Origin of the sequence: Marinobacter sp. KM021 (genome assembly GCF_050707965.1) — a bacterium.
GTDB lineage: Bacteria > Pseudomonadota > Gammaproteobacteria > Pseudomonadales > Oleiphilaceae > Marinobacter > Marinobacter shengliensis.
On the sequence record NZ_CP136129.1, the window covers coordinates 725,724 to 741,156 of the forward strand.

General features: G+C 59.1%; 14 protein-coding genes and 2 tRNA genes. 6 read left to right on the forward strand and 10 right to left on the reverse strand.

The genetic code is table 11. The features are described 5' to 3' along the window. Positions 1 to 68: 68 nt before the first annotated feature. Positions 69 to 509 carry a methylglyoxal synthase gene (locus tag RVM24_RS03455; protein WP_058090384.1) on the reverse strand — a complete coding sequence of 147 codons (441 nt, stop codon included), beginning with the start codon at positions 507 to 509 and terminating at the stop codon, positions 69 to 71. A gap of 212 nt (positions 510 to 721) precedes the next feature. On the opposite strand from RVM24_RS03455, the gene RVM24_RS03460 reads away from it, so the two are divergent. Beyond that, the gene (locus tag RVM24_RS03460) at positions 722 to 1,498 is read left to right on the forward strand and encodes an SDR family oxidoreductase (protein WP_286922378.1); all 777 of its coding nucleotides are present in this window, start codon (positions 722 to 724) and stop codon (positions 1,496 to 1,498) included. 61 nt (positions 1,499 to 1,559) lie between these two features. Here RVM24_RS03460 and secD read toward each other — a convergent pair whose 3' ends face one another. The 3 genes from secD to RVM24_RS03475 all read right to left on the reverse strand — a co-directional run bounded on the left by secD (position 1,560) and on the right by RVM24_RS03475 (position 5,313). Continuing rightward, positions 1,560 to 3,866, reverse strand: coding sequence for a protein translocase subunit SecD (gene secD / locus RVM24_RS03465; protein WP_431474975.1), 2,307 nt, complete (start codon positions 3,864 to 3,866; stop codon positions 1,560 to 1,562). A gap of 74 nt (positions 3,867 to 3,940) precedes the next feature. Beyond that, positions 3,941 to 4,318, reverse strand: coding sequence for a hypothetical protein (locus RVM24_RS03470; protein WP_061331880.1), 378 nt, complete (start codon positions 4,316 to 4,318; stop codon positions 3,941 to 3,943). Between the two features lie 116 nt (positions 4,319 to 4,434). Then, positions 4,435 to 5,313, reverse strand: coding sequence for a fatty acid desaturase family protein (locus tag RVM24_RS03475; protein WP_431474976.1), 879 nt, complete (start codon positions 5,311 to 5,313; stop codon positions 4,435 to 4,437). Between the two features lie 147 nt (positions 5,314 to 5,460). On the opposite strand from RVM24_RS03475, the gene RVM24_RS03480 reads away from it, so the two are divergent. Next, a complete protein-coding gene (locus RVM24_RS03480; RefSeq protein WP_431474977.1) occupies positions 5,461 to 6,486 on the forward strand; it encodes an AraC family transcriptional regulator in 1,026 nt (341 codons plus the stop codon). 68 nt (positions 6,487 to 6,554) lie between these two features. Here the strand turns inward: RVM24_RS03480 and RVM24_RS03485 are convergent, their stop codons facing one another. The 4 genes from RVM24_RS03485 to RVM24_RS03500 form a co-directional block, all read right to left on the reverse strand. Next, on the reverse strand, positions 6,555 to 7,727 hold the full coding sequence (locus RVM24_RS03485) for a trans-sulfuration enzyme family protein (protein ID WP_230712711.1): 1,173 nt from the start codon (positions 7,725 to 7,727) through the stop codon (positions 6,555 to 6,557). A gap of 68 nt (positions 7,728 to 7,795) precedes the next feature. Further along, entirely contained in the window at positions 7,796 to 8,971 is a 1,176-nt protein-coding gene (locus RVM24_RS03490) for a cytochrome P450 (protein ID WP_286921261.1), read from the reverse strand. A gap of 103 nt (positions 8,972 to 9,074) precedes the next feature. Continuing rightward, the gene (rnk, locus tag RVM24_RS03495) at positions 9,075 to 9,461 is read right to left on the reverse strand and encodes a nucleoside diphosphate kinase regulator (RefSeq protein WP_058090393.1); all 387 of its coding nucleotides are present in this window, start codon (positions 9,459 to 9,461) and stop codon (positions 9,075 to 9,077) included. A gap of 290 nt (positions 9,462 to 9,751) precedes the next feature. Next, positions 9,752 to 10,714, reverse strand: a complete 963-nt coding sequence (locus RVM24_RS03500) for a zinc ABC transporter substrate-binding protein (protein ID WP_061331885.1) — start codon at positions 10,712 to 10,714, stop codon at positions 9,752 to 9,754. A gap of 145 nt (positions 10,715 to 10,859) precedes the next feature. Between RVM24_RS03500 and gltX the strand changes: the two genes are divergently transcribed. From gltX to RVM24_RS03515, 3 genes are all read left to right on the forward strand, one after another. Then, entirely contained in the window at positions 10,860 to 12,341 is a 1,482-nt protein-coding gene (gene gltX, locus RVM24_RS03505) for a glutamate--tRNA ligase (RefSeq protein ID WP_061331886.1), read from the forward strand. Positions 12,342 to 12,457: 116 nt separating this feature from the next. Continuing rightward, positions 12,458 to 12,533, forward strand: a tRNA-Ala gene (locus RVM24_RS03510). A 7-nt stretch (positions 12,534 to 12,540) separates the two neighbouring features. Further along, positions 12,541 to 12,616 (forward strand) — tRNA-Glu (locus RVM24_RS03515). A 112-nt stretch (positions 12,617 to 12,728) separates the two neighbouring features. On the opposite strand, the gene RVM24_RS03520 is transcribed toward RVM24_RS03515, so the two are convergent. Beyond that, positions 12,729 to 13,583, reverse strand: coding sequence for a 6-pyruvoyl trahydropterin synthase family protein (locus RVM24_RS03520; protein WP_374815581.1), 855 nt, complete (start codon positions 13,581 to 13,583; stop codon positions 12,729 to 12,731). Positions 13,584 to 13,766: 183 nt separating this feature from the next. Between RVM24_RS03520 and RVM24_RS03525 the strand changes: the two genes are divergently transcribed. After that, positions 13,767 to 14,309 carry a nucleotidyltransferase family protein gene (locus RVM24_RS03525; protein WP_082780543.1) on the forward strand — a complete coding sequence of 181 codons (543 nt, stop codon included), beginning with the start codon at positions 13,767 to 13,769 and terminating at the stop codon, positions 14,307 to 14,309. Here RVM24_RS03525 and RVM24_RS03530 read toward each other — a convergent pair. Further along, the gene (locus RVM24_RS03530) at positions 14,292 to 15,389 is read right to left on the reverse strand and encodes a response regulator (protein ID WP_061331889.1); all 1,098 of its coding nucleotides are present in this window, start codon (positions 15,387 to 15,389) and stop codon (positions 14,292 to 14,294) included. The two genes, RVM24_RS03525 and RVM24_RS03530, sit on opposite strands and share 18 nt — an antisense overlap. Between the last annotated feature and the right edge of the window lie 44 nt (positions 15,390 to 15,433).

The window sequence follows — 15,433 nt, forward strand, 5'->3', positions numbered from 1 at the left end:
CCCTCTACTCCCTTGAAGGGTTTATCTGAATACTAGTTCCAAATCCTGCAAATGCCTGTGACTTTCTGTTAACGAACTTTGCGGCCGGTGTAATCGGAAAAATCCGGCTTTTGTGACCGGTGATTGTCGTCGGTCATGTAGGCGGAGGTCAGCACGAACTCTGCGGTGGCGCGGTTGCAGGCAACCGGGATGTTCCAAAGGGCGGCGATGCGCAGCAGGGCTTTGATGTCTGGGTCGTGGGGTTGGGGTTCCAGTGGGTCCCAGAAGAATACCAGTAGGTCGATTTCACCCTCGGCTATCTTGGCGCCGATTTGCTGGTCGCCACCCAGAGGGCCGCTCAGCAGGCTGTGCAGGTCGTCACGTTGCAGGCTTTCTTTGAGCAGGCGGCCGGTGGTGCCGGTGGCGTATAGACGCAGCGGCGCGAGGCGGGTGCGGTTTTCGTTCGCCCATTCAACCAGTTCTTTCTTCTTGTTGTCATGTGCCACCAGGGCGACGGATGTTACGGCCATTGTGATGGTTTGCTCCTTTGTTGTGCCATGAAAGTGGTCAAGTGTTTCACAATCGGTAAGCACGGGGAATAGTACAAATGGGGCGGGCAACACAGTCTGTAGGGCTGGTCAATAGCCCCGCCGTCGGTTGCCATATGGGCGCCCGGGGCATGGGGTGCGATTTCCGGGGGCGATATGCTTGGGGGTATAACAAGACAACCCGGAGAAACCTCATGGTGCAGCAGGTCTATATCACCGGCGGTGCAAGCGGCATCGGCCTTCATTTAGCGCGAACATACCTGGGTTCGGGGGCGGCCGTTACGTTGTTCGATGTTCAGCCGACCGCGCAGGCGGTAGCGGAGCTGTCGGCTATTGCCGGGCCAGAACGGGTGCGCGCCTTTGCTATGGACGTCACCAAACCGGGTGAGGTGAGAAACGCCTTTGCCCAAGCCGCTGAAGGCGGGCAACCCGATGTGGTGATTCATTGCGCGGGCATTGCCATTGCTGCGGATTTTGAGGCTATCGATGACGACGCCTATGCCCGGGTCATCAACATCAACCTGATTGGCTCGCGTAATGTGGTGGCTGGCGTACTGCCTCATATGGCCGCCGGTTCGCACCTGGTTCTCGTGGCTTCAATGGCGGGGTTAGTGGGCTGCTACGGCTATGCGGCTTACTGTGCGTCCAAGTACGGTGTGGTTGGCTTGGCCGAGGTGTTGCGCATCGAGCTGACAGCCAAGGGTGTTGATGTGTCGGTGGTGTGCCCACCAGAGGTGGAAACTCCGATGGTAGAGGCCGAGCGTCTCAATCGCCCAAAGCAGACGGAAGCCCTGAAGCTGATGGCCGGCACCTTACAGCTTGAGGATGCCGTGGCACAGATCCGCAAGGGCATCGACCGCCGACGATTCATGATCATCCCCGGCTGGCGCGCCCGCAGCCTATGGTTCACCAACAAACTTCTGCCCGGTTTCCTTACCCGAAAATTCGCCGACTTCCTGGTCAGCCGCTGAAATTGGGGTCAGACCCCAAGACATTTCGTTGGGTGAAATGTCCGGGGTCTGACCCCAAAGGTTATGGGATCAGTTCCAGCTCTTTGCGCATTTCCTCGGCGGTGGGTCGCAGTTGGGTGAGGCCTTTTCGGGATCGACGTTCGCTCAGGTAGTAGAGGATCGGCGAGGCGATGAACACAGAGGAGCTGGTGCCGATGACGATTCCGAACAGCATGGGTAAGGCGAAGCTGGATACCGCAGCACCGCCGGCGATGCCCATGGGCAACAGTGCCAGGAACGTGGTCACGGAGGTGAACACGGTTCGGGTGAGGGTGGAGGAGATGCTGCGGTTTAGCAATTCCAGCATGGGCATGTCCGGTGTTTGCCGCAGGTTTTCCCGGATACGGTCGAGCACCACCACTTTGTCGTTCACGGAATAACCAATCAGGGCCAGCAAGGCGGCCACGGCGGTGAGGTTGAACTCCACACCGGCCAGGGCGAAGAAGCCGATGGTTTTGGTGAGGTCCAGGGCGATGGTGACGGTGGCGGCCAGGGCGAAGTGGGATTCAAAGCGAATCCACAGGTAGGCCAGCATGCCGGCGCCTGCCAACAGGATGGCCAGGATGGTGGCATCGCTGAAGCCGCCGCTGACTTTCGGGCCGACCACGTCCACTTTCGGGAAGCTGGCATCCGGTTGCAGGCTGGTGACGGCGGATTTCAGGGCGTCTACCGGGTGTGCCGCGCCTGTGTTGGAGCTGGCATCCGCCGGGAGCCGGATCAGGAAATCACCGTCCTGGCCGAACTCCTGAATGGACGCAGCGCCCAGTTGCTGGCTTTGCAGGGTTGTTCGCAACTCATCCACAGAGACAGAAGGCGCGCGCACTTCCACCAGGGTGCCGCCGGTGAAATCCACGCCGTAATCGAGGCCCGGTTGGATGAACAGGGCGATGGAGGCAATCGAAAGAACGCCGGACAGCACCAGGCCAATCACCCGGCCTTTCATGAAGTTGACGCCCTTCTCGCTCAGCCGGTCCAGCCAGGCAAACCCTGCGATGGTGAGCGGCTCCCGCTCCCGGCCCTTGATCCACCATTCCATGACCAAGCGGTTGAAGGCGACGGCGGTGAACAGGGAAGTGAGCAAGCCGATGCCGATGGTTACCGCGAACCCTTTTACCGGGCCGCTGCCAAACATAAACAGCAGGCTGACGGCAATCAGGGTGGTCACGTTAGAGTCCAGAATGGTGCTGTAGGCACGCCCGAAGCCTTCCCGGAGTGCCATCCAGGCGACTTTGCCTTTGCGGGATTCCTCCCGGATGCGTTCGTTGATCAGGATGTTGGCATCGACCGCCATGCCAATGGTGAGGATGATGCCGGCAATGCCCGGCAGTGTCAGTGTGGCCCCGAGTATACTGAGCAATCCCAGAACCAGGCCGATGTTCACGGCTAATCCGGCACAGGCGATCAACCCCCAGCGGCCATAGATACCAAGCATGAAAGCGATCACCAGGGCTGCGCCGAGCAGGCCGGTGCTCACACCCATGGCGATGGCATCGCTGCCGAGGTCCGGCCCTACCGTGCGTTCTTCGATGACGTGCAGGGGCGCGGGCAGGGCGCCGGCTCTCAGTAACAGGGCCAGGTTGCTTGCTTCCGCGGTGGTGAAGGAGCCGCTGATTTCGCCGCGGCCGCCGGCAATCACGCTGCGAATGATCGGTGCGGTGATCACGTGATTGTCCAGCACGATGGCCAGTGGCCGGCCGATGTTCTGGCGGGTCATGTCGCCGAACAGGCGGGTGCCCTCGGAGTCGAGTTTGAAGTTGACCACCGGCTCGGTGGTGTCCTGATTGAAGGCCATTTGGGCATCGCTGATGTGTTCGCCCTGCATGGCTACCCGTTTCTCCAGCACGTATTCCTGTTCGCCAGTGGCGTCGGTTAGCCGGAGAACGGCGGAGCGCCGGCTTTCATCCGGCTTGGCAACCCAATGGAAGGTCATCTGGGCGGTGGTGCCTAAGAGTTCGCGGATATGAGCCGGGTCGGCCACACCGGGCATCTGCACCAGGATATGGTTCTTGCCCTGGCGGGTAATGCTGGGCTCCACCAGGCCGGTTTCGTCCAGGCGCCGGCGTACCACTTCGAGGCTGCGTTCTACGGCATCTTTGAGGAGCAGGTCTTCCGGTTGGCCCGGGTTGTTGGCGAGCAGTTCGGTGGCGTCAACTTCCAGAAGCAGGTGCGAGCCGCCCTGCAAATCGAGCCCGAGTGACAGGGTGTTCTCCAGGTACCAGTCCGGGAACTTGTCGGCCAGGTTGGCCGGCAACAGATTCGGCATTGCGCTCAGTAGCCCGAGCACAATCACCAGGCCATACACCATGGCCCGTGAACGTAATGATTTCATCGGTAATCCTTGATAAACAGGGTCGCGGTCAGACAGGCGTTTCGGCCGGTCTGCGTGATGTTCTGTACAGAGGATTAGGCGATGGGCGGTGCCCGCAGGGGCGGAGTGGTGAAATCAGCGAGGGACGCTGCTCGCTCGGTGCGGTAGTCGGCTGCCGGTACCGGAGAGCGGGACTGCGACCAGAGCACAGCGCCAAAAAGCCGGGCCAGGTGCTCCGGGGAATCAATGAGGGGCTCGTCTTCCGCTGAGCCGGTGTCTGCCACCGCCAACGCCGGGTTGTGGCTGGCAACCACCAGATGGTCCAGGTGATTGACAACAACCTTGCCCGCCGGGCTCGGCTGAGCGTGCGCTTGGGTGATCGAACAAAGAAGGACCAGGGCAAAAACAGCCACAGCAAAACCGGACACCATCCGGCGCCAGGGCGGTAACTGTGTTGCAAGGTTTCTGTTCATGGAAATGTTCCCGGGAGGTTTCTCCATTATTGGGGCAATGCCCCCGGGATTCAAGTTGGGGTCAGACCCCAAGACATTTCGCCCCTTCAAATGTGCTGGGGTCTGACCCCAAATTATTACTGCGGGCGGCGGTTGAAAATCCCGATAATGGGGGTGCCGTGGGCCCGCAGGACTGGTTCGATTTCGCGATGCAGGGCGTGGTAGCGGTAGAAGGGCACTCTGGGAAACAGATGGTGGATGGAATGCAGATTCTGCCCGAGCCAGAACCATTCCAGCGGCTTCATAGCGGTGGGCATGATCAGGCTGTTGGTGTTGCGGTAGCGCTTGGGCTCCTTGTAGGGCAGGTGCGGCCGGTAGGCAAACCAGTAGGCGGTGAAGGCGCCGCCAATCAAATATCCCAGAAGCACAACCACTGCTGCTCCGCTTTGGCTGACCAGAGCCAGGAACACCACTCGCCAGCCGATGGATACCATCAGTTCTGTGCTGTAGATGGCCCGTTCCTTGCGGGATGCGGTACCCCAATGTTCACGGGCGAAGAAAGTGTTCTGTACCCACAGGAACTTGAGTACCGTCAGCAGGGCGCTGAAGGGCCCCTTGCCCATGCCGCTGATAAGGAAGTCCGGGTCTTTATCTGGCTGGTTGGTGTAGCGGTGATGGGTGAAGTGCTCCAGCCGGTGAGATTGGTAGGGCACGGCAATCAGCGGCGCAACCAGATACCCGCACAGATGGTTGAGCCAGGTCAGCTGGTCGTGTTCACCGTGGATATTGTTGTGAACGGCCTCGTGCAGCGGTGTGTAGGAGAAATACGTCAATGCGCCGATCAGCAGGGTGGCGGCCCAAGCGGGTAGCAGCCCGGCGGCGAAAAGTGCCAGCGTAAGCGCAAAAGCCCCCACCGAGGCAAAGGTCAGCACCACTGTGGGCCAGGCCACTTCCCCCATGTGTTTTTTTGCGGCGGCGATGGCCTGCTTGTTCAGGGTGGTCAGGTCTTCTGTCATCGGGCTCTCCGGTTGGTTCGCACAATGCCCACAGTAAACGCGCCGCGCCAGCTCAGACAGGGCAGCTTCGGCCAATCAACAGGCATAAATGGCCTTGGCACTCTGTGCGCTTGTCGGGTTTGCGACGGCGGGGCATACTCCCGGGCTATGTCTAACTCCGATACGCTTCTGCATCCCGTCACCATCAGCCAGGTCATGATCAATTTTGCCGCCCGGCAAGGTGTGGATCGCCAGACCTGCTTGCTGGGTACCGGTATTGCTGAAGAAGACCTGCAGGTTGCGGATGGCCTGATTACCCGCGCCCAGGAAATGCGGCTGATCGAGAACCTGATTCTGGCTCTGCCAGACATGCCCGCCCTCGGGTTCCGGATTGGCCTGCAGTATAATGTGGCGACGTTCGGTATCTGGGGCTTCGCCTTGCGCACCAGCCGTACCTTGCGGGATGCCACTGCATTAGCCTTGCGGTACCTGCCACTCAGCACCGCCTACTGCCAGATGTCCACGTTCGTGGAGGGTGATGACTTCGGCGTTGCGTTTGGTGCTGACGATGTTCCCCGGCATTTACGCCAGTTTTTGCTGGAGCGAGATTTGGCCACGGGGCTGAATCTGTTCAAAGAGCTGAGCCTGGCTGGGTTTGATGTGCAGGCAATCGAGCTGAAAGGCGAGCCACTGGCCTATGCCTCCTGCCTTGAAGAGCTAAGCGGTGTGGGGTTGACGTTTTACAAGCCGCGCAATGCCCTGGTTATCCGGCGGGCCGATGCCGACCGGCCACTGCCCACCTTCGACCCGCACCTGGTGCAAGTGCTGGACCATCAATGTCGTCAGCAACTTGAGCGGCGGCAGTCTGGAGGCTTTGCCGGACAGGTCCGGCAGCAGTTACTCGGGCCACTGGGGCTGGTGGCATCGCTTGATGAGGTGGCAAGATCATTGGCGATGTCTCCCCGCAGTCTCCGGCGCAAGCTCGACCAGGAGGGCACCAGTTTTCGAAAGCTGTTGGAAGAAGAACGCCGCCAACTGGCGTTGCAGCTGCTCGAGAACAGCGCCATGAAGCAGGACGAACTTGCCATCCATCTCGGCTACACAGACACCGCCAGCTTTACCCGAGCCTTCCGCCGCTGGATGAACTGCTCTCCCGGGGTATACCGTAAAGCCGCCCCACGAACGCCGGACTAAACCCATTTTTGGGGTCAGACCCCAAGACATTTCACCCCTCCAAATGTCCTGGGGTCTGACCCCAAAGGTTATTTCAGGGCCTGGTGGAGGTCGGCGATTAAATCCTTGGCGTCTTCCAGGCCTACGGACAGGCGCAGCATGCCGTCGCCGATGCCGCGTTTAAGGCGTTCTTCCCGACTCAGGCTGTGGTGGCTTGTGGCGCTGGGTTGGCTGACCAGGCTTTCGACTCCGCCAAGGCTGGTGGCCAGGAGGAAGACTTTCAGGGAATCCGCCACACGTTCGGCTGTTTGCTGGCCGCCTTCCACTTCAATGCTGAGCATGCCGCCGAAGCCGGTCATTTGTTGTTTGGCCAGTTCGTGGCCTTCGAAGGAGGGCAGGCCGGGGTAGTGGACTTTGGTGATTTTCGGGTGCTGTTCCATAGCGCGGGCCACCGCCATGGCGTTTTCGTTGTGCTGGCGGATTCGTACCGGCAGGGTTCGCAGGCTGCGGGAGAGCAGGGCGGCGGTTTCCGGGGCGATCAGTTGGCCGAGGTTTTTTCGCCAGGCGGCGACCGCTTTAGCCAGTTCGGCTGAAGTCATCAGAGCCCCGGCGGTGATGTCGCTGTGGCCACCCAGATATTTGCTGGCGCTGTGCAGTACCAGATCCGCCCCCAGTGCCAGCGGTTGCTGATTAATAGGGCTGGCGAAGGTGTTGTCCACCGCCACCAGGGCACCGCGGCGGTGGGCGATTTCGGCAATGGCGCGAATATCCAGGAGCGCCAGGTTCGGGTTGGCGGGTGTCTCGAAATACACCAGCTTGCCCGGCACATCCAAACGGTTTTCCAGCTGCGCCAGCTCTTCCCTGAACAGGAATTGCACATCAATACCCAGCGCCATGCAGTGGTTTTTCAGCAACTCCTGGGTGCCACCGTACAAATCACCCACGCACACAATGCCCTTGCGGCCATGGGTCAGAACAGTCGCAGAGATAGCCGCCATGCCAGAAGCGAACGCCAGTGCCGCTTCAGCATTCTCCAGCCCGGCCAGGCCCTGTTCCAACTCATTGATGCTTGGGTTGGTGCCCCAGCGGGTGTACAGGTTGCCTTCCGTGCGCTTCTCAATCACATCCAGCAAGGCTGCCGTGTTCTCGAACCGGTAAGTGGTGGTGTTGTACACCGGCGAGTAAGGGCTGCCGAACGCATCCTTGTGGCGGCGGTTGTGAATGATGCGGGTGGCGGGGCCTGGGTTATCTGGCTTCGTCATGGGCGGTCCTGTCTAATTTGGGGTCAGACCCCGGTACTCAGATACCGCCACACATTACATTTAGCCGGTCAAAATGTCTTGGGGTCTGACCCCAAAAATTGGAGGGGGAGGTAGTTGAAGCCGCCGGTGGGGAACATGGCCCGCTGGGGGGCGTCGCTACCAACCACTTCGATGCCAGTAATCTGCTTCAGCAGTTCTTCCATGAAAATTCTCAGTTCCAGCCTCGCCAGCGGTGCTCCGGGGCAGATGTGGATGCCGGCGCCGTAGAGCAGATTCTTCGGGGCGTTCTGGTGCGGGCAGAAGTTGTCCGGGTCGCCGAAGGTGTCTTCATCCCGGTTGGCCGAGGCCCACAGCAGGGTGATCTTTTCGCCAGCTGGAATGTGGCGGCCGCCGATCTCCACGTCGCGGGTGGTGATGCGCCGGTTAGAGATCAGCGGGGCATCCATCCTCAGGATTTCGTCGATTGCGTCGGAAAGCTGTTCGGGCGCTGCCTTGAGATCGTTCAACAGGGCTGGGTAGTGGGCCAGGTAGTTGGTCAGGATGGAGATGCTGGCAGAGATCGTGGCCAGCTCGCCTACGGTCCAGTTGCGTAACAGGCTGACTAATTCCCCGTCGGTCATGGGGGTGCCATTGACCTGTTCTTGCATCAGCTGAGTCGTTACGTCATCCGGTGCCTGCTCGCCAGCCTGGCGTCGGCTATCCAGCAAATCACGGATGTAGCCGTCGAACTCTTCTGCCACTTCCGCCATGGCGGCACGGTCGGCGGCCAGCGTTGCCCGGTGGTTCTTCATTACCCACTCCGCCAATGGCTGGTGAAGGCTGTCGGGCCAGCCCATAAAGGCGCACTGGATTTTCAGGGCGAATGGGCGGCTGAGGGCGTTGACCACATCCACCGGCTGGTTCTTTTGCAGATCATTGACGAGCCTCCGGGCGACGTCGCGGCATTGAGGCTCAAAACGGGCCATGGGTTCCGGGGCGAAGTACGGCTCAATGGTTTTGCGGTAGGGGGTATGCTCGGGTGGATCCATACCGTTGGGCACGGAAAGATGCGCAGAGACGGCATTGCTGAAGGTGTCGTGGTCTTCCAGAACACGCATCACATCGGCGTGGCGGAACAGCGTCCACTGCTGGTAGTCACTCCAGGCCACCGGGCAGGTCTGGCGCATGTCATCGTAGGCCCGGATCTGATTCTGCTGGACGTCTTTGGCTCTGGGGTCCCAGTCCTGGTGACGCTGTTCTGCCATACGGCCTCCTTGGATTATTCGGTTAGCTTGGTGGAAGCCTAACACCGGAGGCCGTCGAGCCTTTGGAGAAATATCAAGTGCTGATATTTGTAAAGGAAATTGCTTATGCTTTTCGGGTAACGCTGACAACTTTCAGGTGAATCGGCTTGCGGCCTTTCATTGGCCATTCAATGCTGTCGCCAATGCTCAGGCCCAGCATGGCGGCACCGGCCGGGGCCAGGATAGACACCTTGTGGTCCGCGTCACCCACTTCGTGGGGGTATACCAGCATCATCTCGTGTTCTTTGCCGGCGTCTTCGTCTACAAATCGCACCATTGAGTTCATGGTAACCACGCCCTCGGGCATCTCTGCCAGCGGCTTGAGGTCTGCACGGCTCAGTTCTTCCTCCAGGCCATCAGCCACTTCGGATTTGCCGGCCATGCGCTCCAGCAGGGTGCTGAGGCGGTTGTAATCTTCTTCGGCAACAGTAATCGCAGGTAAATCAGACATAGTAATCTCCGGAAAAAGGTTCAGGTATGTTTGGTTAAGTGCTGAATCCGGGGAGGTGTTGGGGGGGATTCAGCGAAATCAGAGACGGACAGAAGCCCTGCCGGTGTTCACAAGAGAAGACCGCAGTGCCGGAGGGAATGTGTGAATGCTGGTGCTTGGTTTGTTCACGATGAACTCATCACACGGGAATAGACAATAATCTGAAATCTACCCGCTGTGTCTGAAAAGAGCAACGTGCAATTGAGGCCCGGCCGGTTTATACGGATGGCCGGGCCCTGAGCCAGGTGGGGTTATTTTGGCAGGCAGTTGGTAACCGCGTCGGCGATGCTGTACTGGAAGTTGATGTAGCCTTCCACATTGCTTTCAATATCGGTGGCCAGCGGGTCCCAGGTGCTGAAGGTGACATCCAGGCCATCGGTGATGGAGCGCCACCACTGCCGGTTGAACTGGGGTTCCGTGAGCAGACAGGGCTGGTTGGCTTGCTGCAGCTTGCGTTGAACTTCGGCGATATGCCTGGCACCGGGGGACAATTCCGGGTTCAGGGTCAGTACGCCGTCCAGAGTCAGGCCGTAATGCTCAGCAAAACGGGTGAAGGCGTCGTGGTAGGCGAACAGGCTGATATTCTTTGCGCCGCTGAGTCGCGCGCGAATGTCCTGCTCAGCCTTGGCCAGGCTTTCTTCAAACCGCGCCAGGTTGGCATCAAGTTGGTCGGCACTCATGCCGTCCAGAGTGGCTAGCCTGGTACGAACGTCTTTTGCCATCTCCAGTGCCAGCGCAGGATCAATCCAGATGTGGGGGTCTTCGCCGTCGCCATGGTCATGGTGGTGATGATGGGCATGCGCGTCTTCCTGGTGGCCATGATCGTCATGATGATCGTGGTGGCCGTGGTGATCATCATGATGGTCGTGATGATCCTCTTCCTTATCGGTTTCAGGTCCTTCCATGAAGGCCATGGCGCGATCCTGGAATTCCCGACCGCTCAGCAGCCGGTTCAGGAAAGTTTCCATCTCCGGTCCTACCCAGAAAATCACATCGGACTGCTCCAGAGCCCTGCGCTGGGACGGTTTCATGGTGTAGTTGTGGGGGCTTGAGCCCGCGGGCACCAGGGTGGTTACCTTGGCGTCGTCACCGGCCACCGCCTTGACGATCAGTTCCAGTGGTTTGATGGAGGTGACAATGTTGGCTGCTGCGACTGGAGTCGAGGCAACCAGGGCACTCAGCCCGAGTGCAAGGTAAGACGCTTTGATCTGCATGGTGAAGGACTGTCCTGATGGGTTTTGCGATACGTTATAATATTACACTTCAGGTGCGTGGTGCAAAACCGGATCATGCGAAAACCAGCCATGGCCGCTATAATGCCGGCTTTATTCACTGGTCAGTTATTTTCAGGATGGTTTCATGACTGTACGCACCCGAATTGCCCCGTCGCCCACTGGCGACCCCCACGTTGGTACCGCCTACGTGGCCCTGTTTAATCTGTGCTTTGCTCGCCAGCACGGTGGTCAATTCATTCTGCGCATTGAAGATACCGACCAGGCCCGCAGCACGGCCGAATCCGAGCAGGATATTCTCAAGGCGCTGCGCTGGCTGGGTCTGAACTGGGATGAGGGCCCCGATGTGGGTGGCCCACACGGCCCCTATCGCCAGTCTGAGCGTAAGCACATGTACGGTCAGTACGCGGAAGACCTGGTGACGGCCGGCCACGCTTTCTATTGCTTCCGCACCCCGGAAGAGCTGGATGCCATTCGCGAAGAGCGAAAGGCCCAGGGGCTTAACCCGGGCATCAAAGGTGACCTGGAGCTGCCCCAGGAAGAAGTGAAGCGCCGCCTGGATGCTGGTGATCCGTACGTTATCCGCATGAAAGTGCCGGATGAAGGCGTGTGCGAGATCCAGGATATGCTCCGGGGCACCATCGAGATCGACTGGGCCCAGGTGGATTGCCAGATTCTGCTGAAATCCGACGGCATGCCTACGTACCATCTAGCCAACGTGGTGGATGACCACCTGATGGGCATTACCCATGTGCTGCGCGGCGAGGAGTGGATTAACTCTGCGCCCAAGCACAAGCTGCTGTACCAGTACTTTGGCTGGGATATGCCGGAGCTGTGCCACTTGCCGCTGCTGCGTAACCCGGACAAGAGCAAGTTGTCGAAGCGCAAGAACCCCACCAGCATCAACTTCTATGAGCGCATGGGCTTTCTGCCGGAGGCGGTCACCAACTATCTGGGCCGGATGGGCTGGTCCATGCCGGATGAGCGTGAGAAGTTCACCCTGGATGAGATGATCGAGAACTTCGACATCCAGCGGGTATCCCTCGGCGGTCCTGTGTTTGATGTGGAAAAGCTGCGTTGGCTGAACGGCCAGTGGATTCGTGACGAGCTGAGCGACGAGCAGTTCATGGAGCGCATGCACCAGTGGTGGTTCAATCGCGACGACCTGCAAGCGCTGGTGCCGCATATCAAGGGCAGGGCAGAGGTGTTCTCTGATGTAGCGCCCATGGCCCAGTTTATGTTCAGCGGCATGCTGAACCTGAAGCCAGAAGACTTTGCCCATAACAAGCTGGATGAAAGCCAGGTCAAGCGGGTGCTACAGTTCGCCCTGTGGAAGCTGGAGGCCCAGCGCCACTGGAGCAAGGACACCATCTTTGCTGACATCAAGGCCCTGGCGAAAGCCCTGGAACTCAAGATGGGGGATTTCATGTTCCCGATCTTCGTGGCCATTGCGGGAACCCCGAATTCCTGGTCGGTGATGGACTCCATGGCCCTGCTTGGCCCGGACATGACCCGCTCCCGTTTGCGCCATGCACTGGATGTGATGGGCGGCTTTTCCAAGAAAGAAACCAAGAAAGTAGAGAAGGAATACGCCGCCCTGGGTATTTGATGAGCGGTTTGTTGGTTAATTGAACGACGCGAACAGGGATGTTCAAAAAACTTTAAAAAAAGCGGAATCGGGTGTTGACGCCCCAAGGGCGGATCCTTAATATACGCATCCGTTGAGGGGCCATAGCTCAGCTGGGAGAGCGCAACACTGGCAGTGTTGAGGTCAGCGGTTCGATCCCGCTTGGCTCCACCAATTTCTAGTCCCCTTCGTCTAGTGGCCTAGGACTCCGCCCTTTCACGGCGGCAACAGGGGTTCGAACCCCCTAGGGGACGCCAATTCGGCTTGACGGTTTAGTCCACCGGATAGCCATAAAAAAACCGCCTTCGGGCGGTTTTTTTGTTTCCGGGTCTTGACGGGTCTGTCCCAGGGGTCAGACCCCGTTCGGGGTCAGACCCGGTTGGCAATCGCCCCCTTACCAACCCCCTCATAAGCCTTCACCCGAATCTCGTCTTCCGGAAACTCTGCCTTCAGTTTGTCGGCGATGTGGGCGGCAATGAGTTCCACGGTGGTGTCGGTGTCGAGCATGTATACGCGGCTTTCCGGCAGGGTTAGGGCGAATTCGCCCTGGTTGGCTTCGTATTCGAAGGTGATGTAGCCCACGCCGTCTTCGCCAACAAAGCGCCGGGTCACGTCTTCTTCAGTGCCCACGTATATGTCTTTCCACAACTTGGCCCAGCGGTTTTCCAGGTCGTAGTCCCGGTGGCCGTTGCGGTCTATGCGGATGGGAGAGCGGTGGCCGTGGGCGATGCGTTGGCAGTTGCCCAGGTGCTTCTTCAGGCCGTGCACGTAGTGGTAGTATGCGCCTTCGATCACATCTTCCCGCAGGTTGATCTCAACCGACGTGACGTTGCCAGGCAGAACGGCTTTCAGTTCTTTTTCCAGCAGGGCCGCCACGGCAGACGGCACTACCCGGTCAGATGACAGCCACACCACGGCTTCGTCCGGGGAGCGGTGTTCAATGCGGCTGCCATCGGTCAGGTTCCAAATGAAAGCATCTGGTGTCTCTTCGTCCCAATTCAGGCCTTCATAGCCACGTGGAATCACCAATCGGTGATCGACCCGTTCATCGATTACCCGCTTGATGGTGCGTTTTACCAGGCTGAAATCGAACACCATACCCTGGTCGTCCAGTTCACCGCCCAGGACTACGTCTGTAATCCAGCTTTCACCCACAAGGCCCCGAGCTGGGTCCAGGTAGGCAAAGTCAATCACGGTGATGTTGTCGACAAAGAGGTGGTTCATGGGTGGTCCGGCTGATTTGGTTGCATGGTGGCGGAATTCTAGCAAAAATCGGGTGATTCAGCAGTTTACTGCGGCTTGCCTGGATTCCCGCATACCAAGGAGAACGATATCTTAACCAGCAACGATGTTTCCCACGATCAGCAGTTTCCGGCATTGGTGCTGGCCGCTGGGCGAGCCTCACGGATGGGGTGCACGAAGCAACTCCTGATGCTGCCGGGTGGTGAATCGTTGTTGTCCAGGGCCGTTGGGCAGGCTCGGTTGTTGTCCCGACAGGTCAGGGTAGTGGCCGGTTGTGGTTACCCCCTGGTTAGATACCGCTGCGCGCTGCAGCCGGGCGCCTGGATCTATCATCCGGATTGGTCGCAAGGACTGGCCGGATCACTGGCGGCGGGTATCCATCAACTGGGGCGGCAGGCTCTGGGTGTGTTTGTGGTCTTGGCAGATCAGCCGCTGCTGGCGCCCGAAGGGTTGAAACAGCTGGCAGCGCAGGCCCGCGCTGAGCCCGAGCGGCCATGGGGAGCGAGTTACGGGGATCGTGTGGGGGTGCCTGCCTGGATACCCCGTTCATTGTGGCCGCAAGTGGTGGCTCTGACGGGGGACGCCGGGGCGGGGCGGGTACTGAATCGTTCAGGCGCTGGAGCCATTGATATTGCCGGGGTGCAACCGGATGTTGACACCCCGGAAAGTTGGCAGGAAGTCAGGCGGTTATTAGCCGAACAAACCTGACAGCCAGGCAATACCCACAGTGAATATGCCAAGGCTGACCGCCAGTCCCAGCGTGTAGATGCGGGAGTTGGCAGAGCGCTGTTGCGATACATACAGATCAATGGTGCGCTGGGCAATGTCTTCGGCGGTTTCACGGGAGATTTCGTGGGCCTGCTGAATGGCCTCAGACTGCAGGGTCTGCCAGAACTCGGTGTCGATGGTCTGAACGCTGGTGATGTGGTCTTTCAGCTCTGCCATGTGCTCAGCGGTGAAGCCGGCGTTTTTCGACAGTTCCTTCTTCAGCCGGGCCAGTTCCTGGCTCAGGCTCAGGTTGACCTCGGCGGCAACGTCATCCCGAAGGTTGCGGGTGCGGTCATCCAGCAGCTTGGTGAGTTCGTTCAGCCGTTCTTCAATGGCCGCGTCCTGTTTGCTCCGATTCTCGTCCAGGGCCCGCTTCAGGTGGTCAAACTGCTCGTCAAACAGGTCACTGAGCAGTTCGTGCAGGCGGTTGTTGATGTGGGTTTTTACCGCAGAACGGGCAATCTGCTCGATCAAATCGCTGGTCAGTGGCACCACGTTCGGGGTGGTATGTCCGTTAGCGCCGAGTTCGCCTTTCGGTGACATCTCCACTGAGGCATCTGTGGGTATGTGCAACAGTTCGTCTTCAGTATCCGGCAATTCGGCGTCGTTTGCGGTGGTAACCGTGGGCGGCAGTGTTCCCTGTTCCACGTCACTGGCCAACTGGTCCAGAACCAGGCTGAGGCCATCGGTTTGCGGGGGTTTGGTCAGGATGTTGTACACCCCGAAATTGCGGGCCTCTTCCACAAACGAGGAGGACTTCTTCGAGGTGCACATGATGATGGGGATGCCGGCGGTATCCGGGTTCCCCTTGATGGCTTTGGTGGCCTCAACGCCGTTCATGCCGGGCATCAGGTGGTCCATAAAGATCACGTCCGGGCGATCATGGCTTTTCAGGAAGTCCAGTGCTTCCTCGGCAGAGCCCGCCATGTTTACTTCCATGTCCCGACCCTCAAGCAGTTTGCTGAGCGCAAATCTTGCTACTTTAGAGTCGTCCACCAGCAGAGCGTTTTTGATTGCCATGTCACTACCTCAACCTGTTACTGCAAACACGTGGTTACTGCGGC

Bases quoted from the DNA above. Each gene is read 5' to 3' on its own strand.
- RVM24_RS03455 (WP_058090384.1), bottom strand. From the start codon at position 509: ATGGCCGTAACATCCGTCGCCCTGGTGGCACATGACAACAAGAAGAAA.
- RVM24_RS03460 (WP_286922378.1), top strand. From the start codon at position 722: ATGGTGCAGCAGGTCTATATCACCGGCGGTGCAAGCGGCATCGGCCTT.
- secD (WP_431474975.1), bottom strand. From the start codon at position 3,866: ATGAAATCATTACGTTCACGGGCCATGGTGTATGGCCTGGTGATTGTG.
- RVM24_RS03470 (WP_061331880.1), bottom strand. From the start codon at position 4,318: ATGAACAGAAACCTTGCAACACAGTTACCGCCCTGGCGCCGGATGGTG.
- RVM24_RS03475 (WP_431474976.1), bottom strand. From the start codon at position 5,313: ATGACAGAAGACCTGACCACCCTGAACAAGCAGGCCATCGCCGCCGCA.
- RVM24_RS03480 (WP_431474977.1), top strand. From the start codon at position 5,461: ATGTCTAACTCCGATACGCTTCTGCATCCCGTCACCATCAGCCAGGTC.
- RVM24_RS03485 (WP_230712711.1), bottom strand. From the start codon at position 7,727: ATGACGAAGCCAGATAACCCAGGCCCCGCCACCCGCATCATTCACAAC.
- RVM24_RS03490 (WP_286921261.1), bottom strand. From the start codon at position 8,971: ATGGCAGAACAGCGTCACCAGGACTGGGACCCCAGAGCCAAAGACGTC.
- rnk (WP_058090393.1), bottom strand. From the start codon at position 9,461: ATGTCTGATTTACCTGCGATTACTGTTGCCGAAGAAGATTACAACCGC.
- RVM24_RS03500 (WP_061331885.1), bottom strand. From the start codon at position 10,714: ATGCAGATCAAAGCGTCTTACCTTGCACTCGGGCTGAGTGCCCTGGTT.
- gltX (WP_061331886.1), top strand. From the start codon at position 10,860: ATGACTGTACGCACCCGAATTGCCCCGTCGCCCACTGGCGACCCCCAC.
- RVM24_RS03520 (WP_374815581.1), bottom strand. From the start codon at position 13,583: ATGAACCACCTCTTTGTCGACAACATCACCGTGATTGACTTTGCCTAC.
- RVM24_RS03525 (WP_082780543.1), top strand. From the start codon at position 13,767: ATGGGGTGCACGAAGCAACTCCTGATGCTGCCGGGTGGTGAATCGTTG.
- RVM24_RS03530 (WP_061331889.1), bottom strand. From the start codon at position 15,389: ATGGCAATCAAAAACGCTCTGCTGGTGGACGACTCTAAAGTAGCAAGA.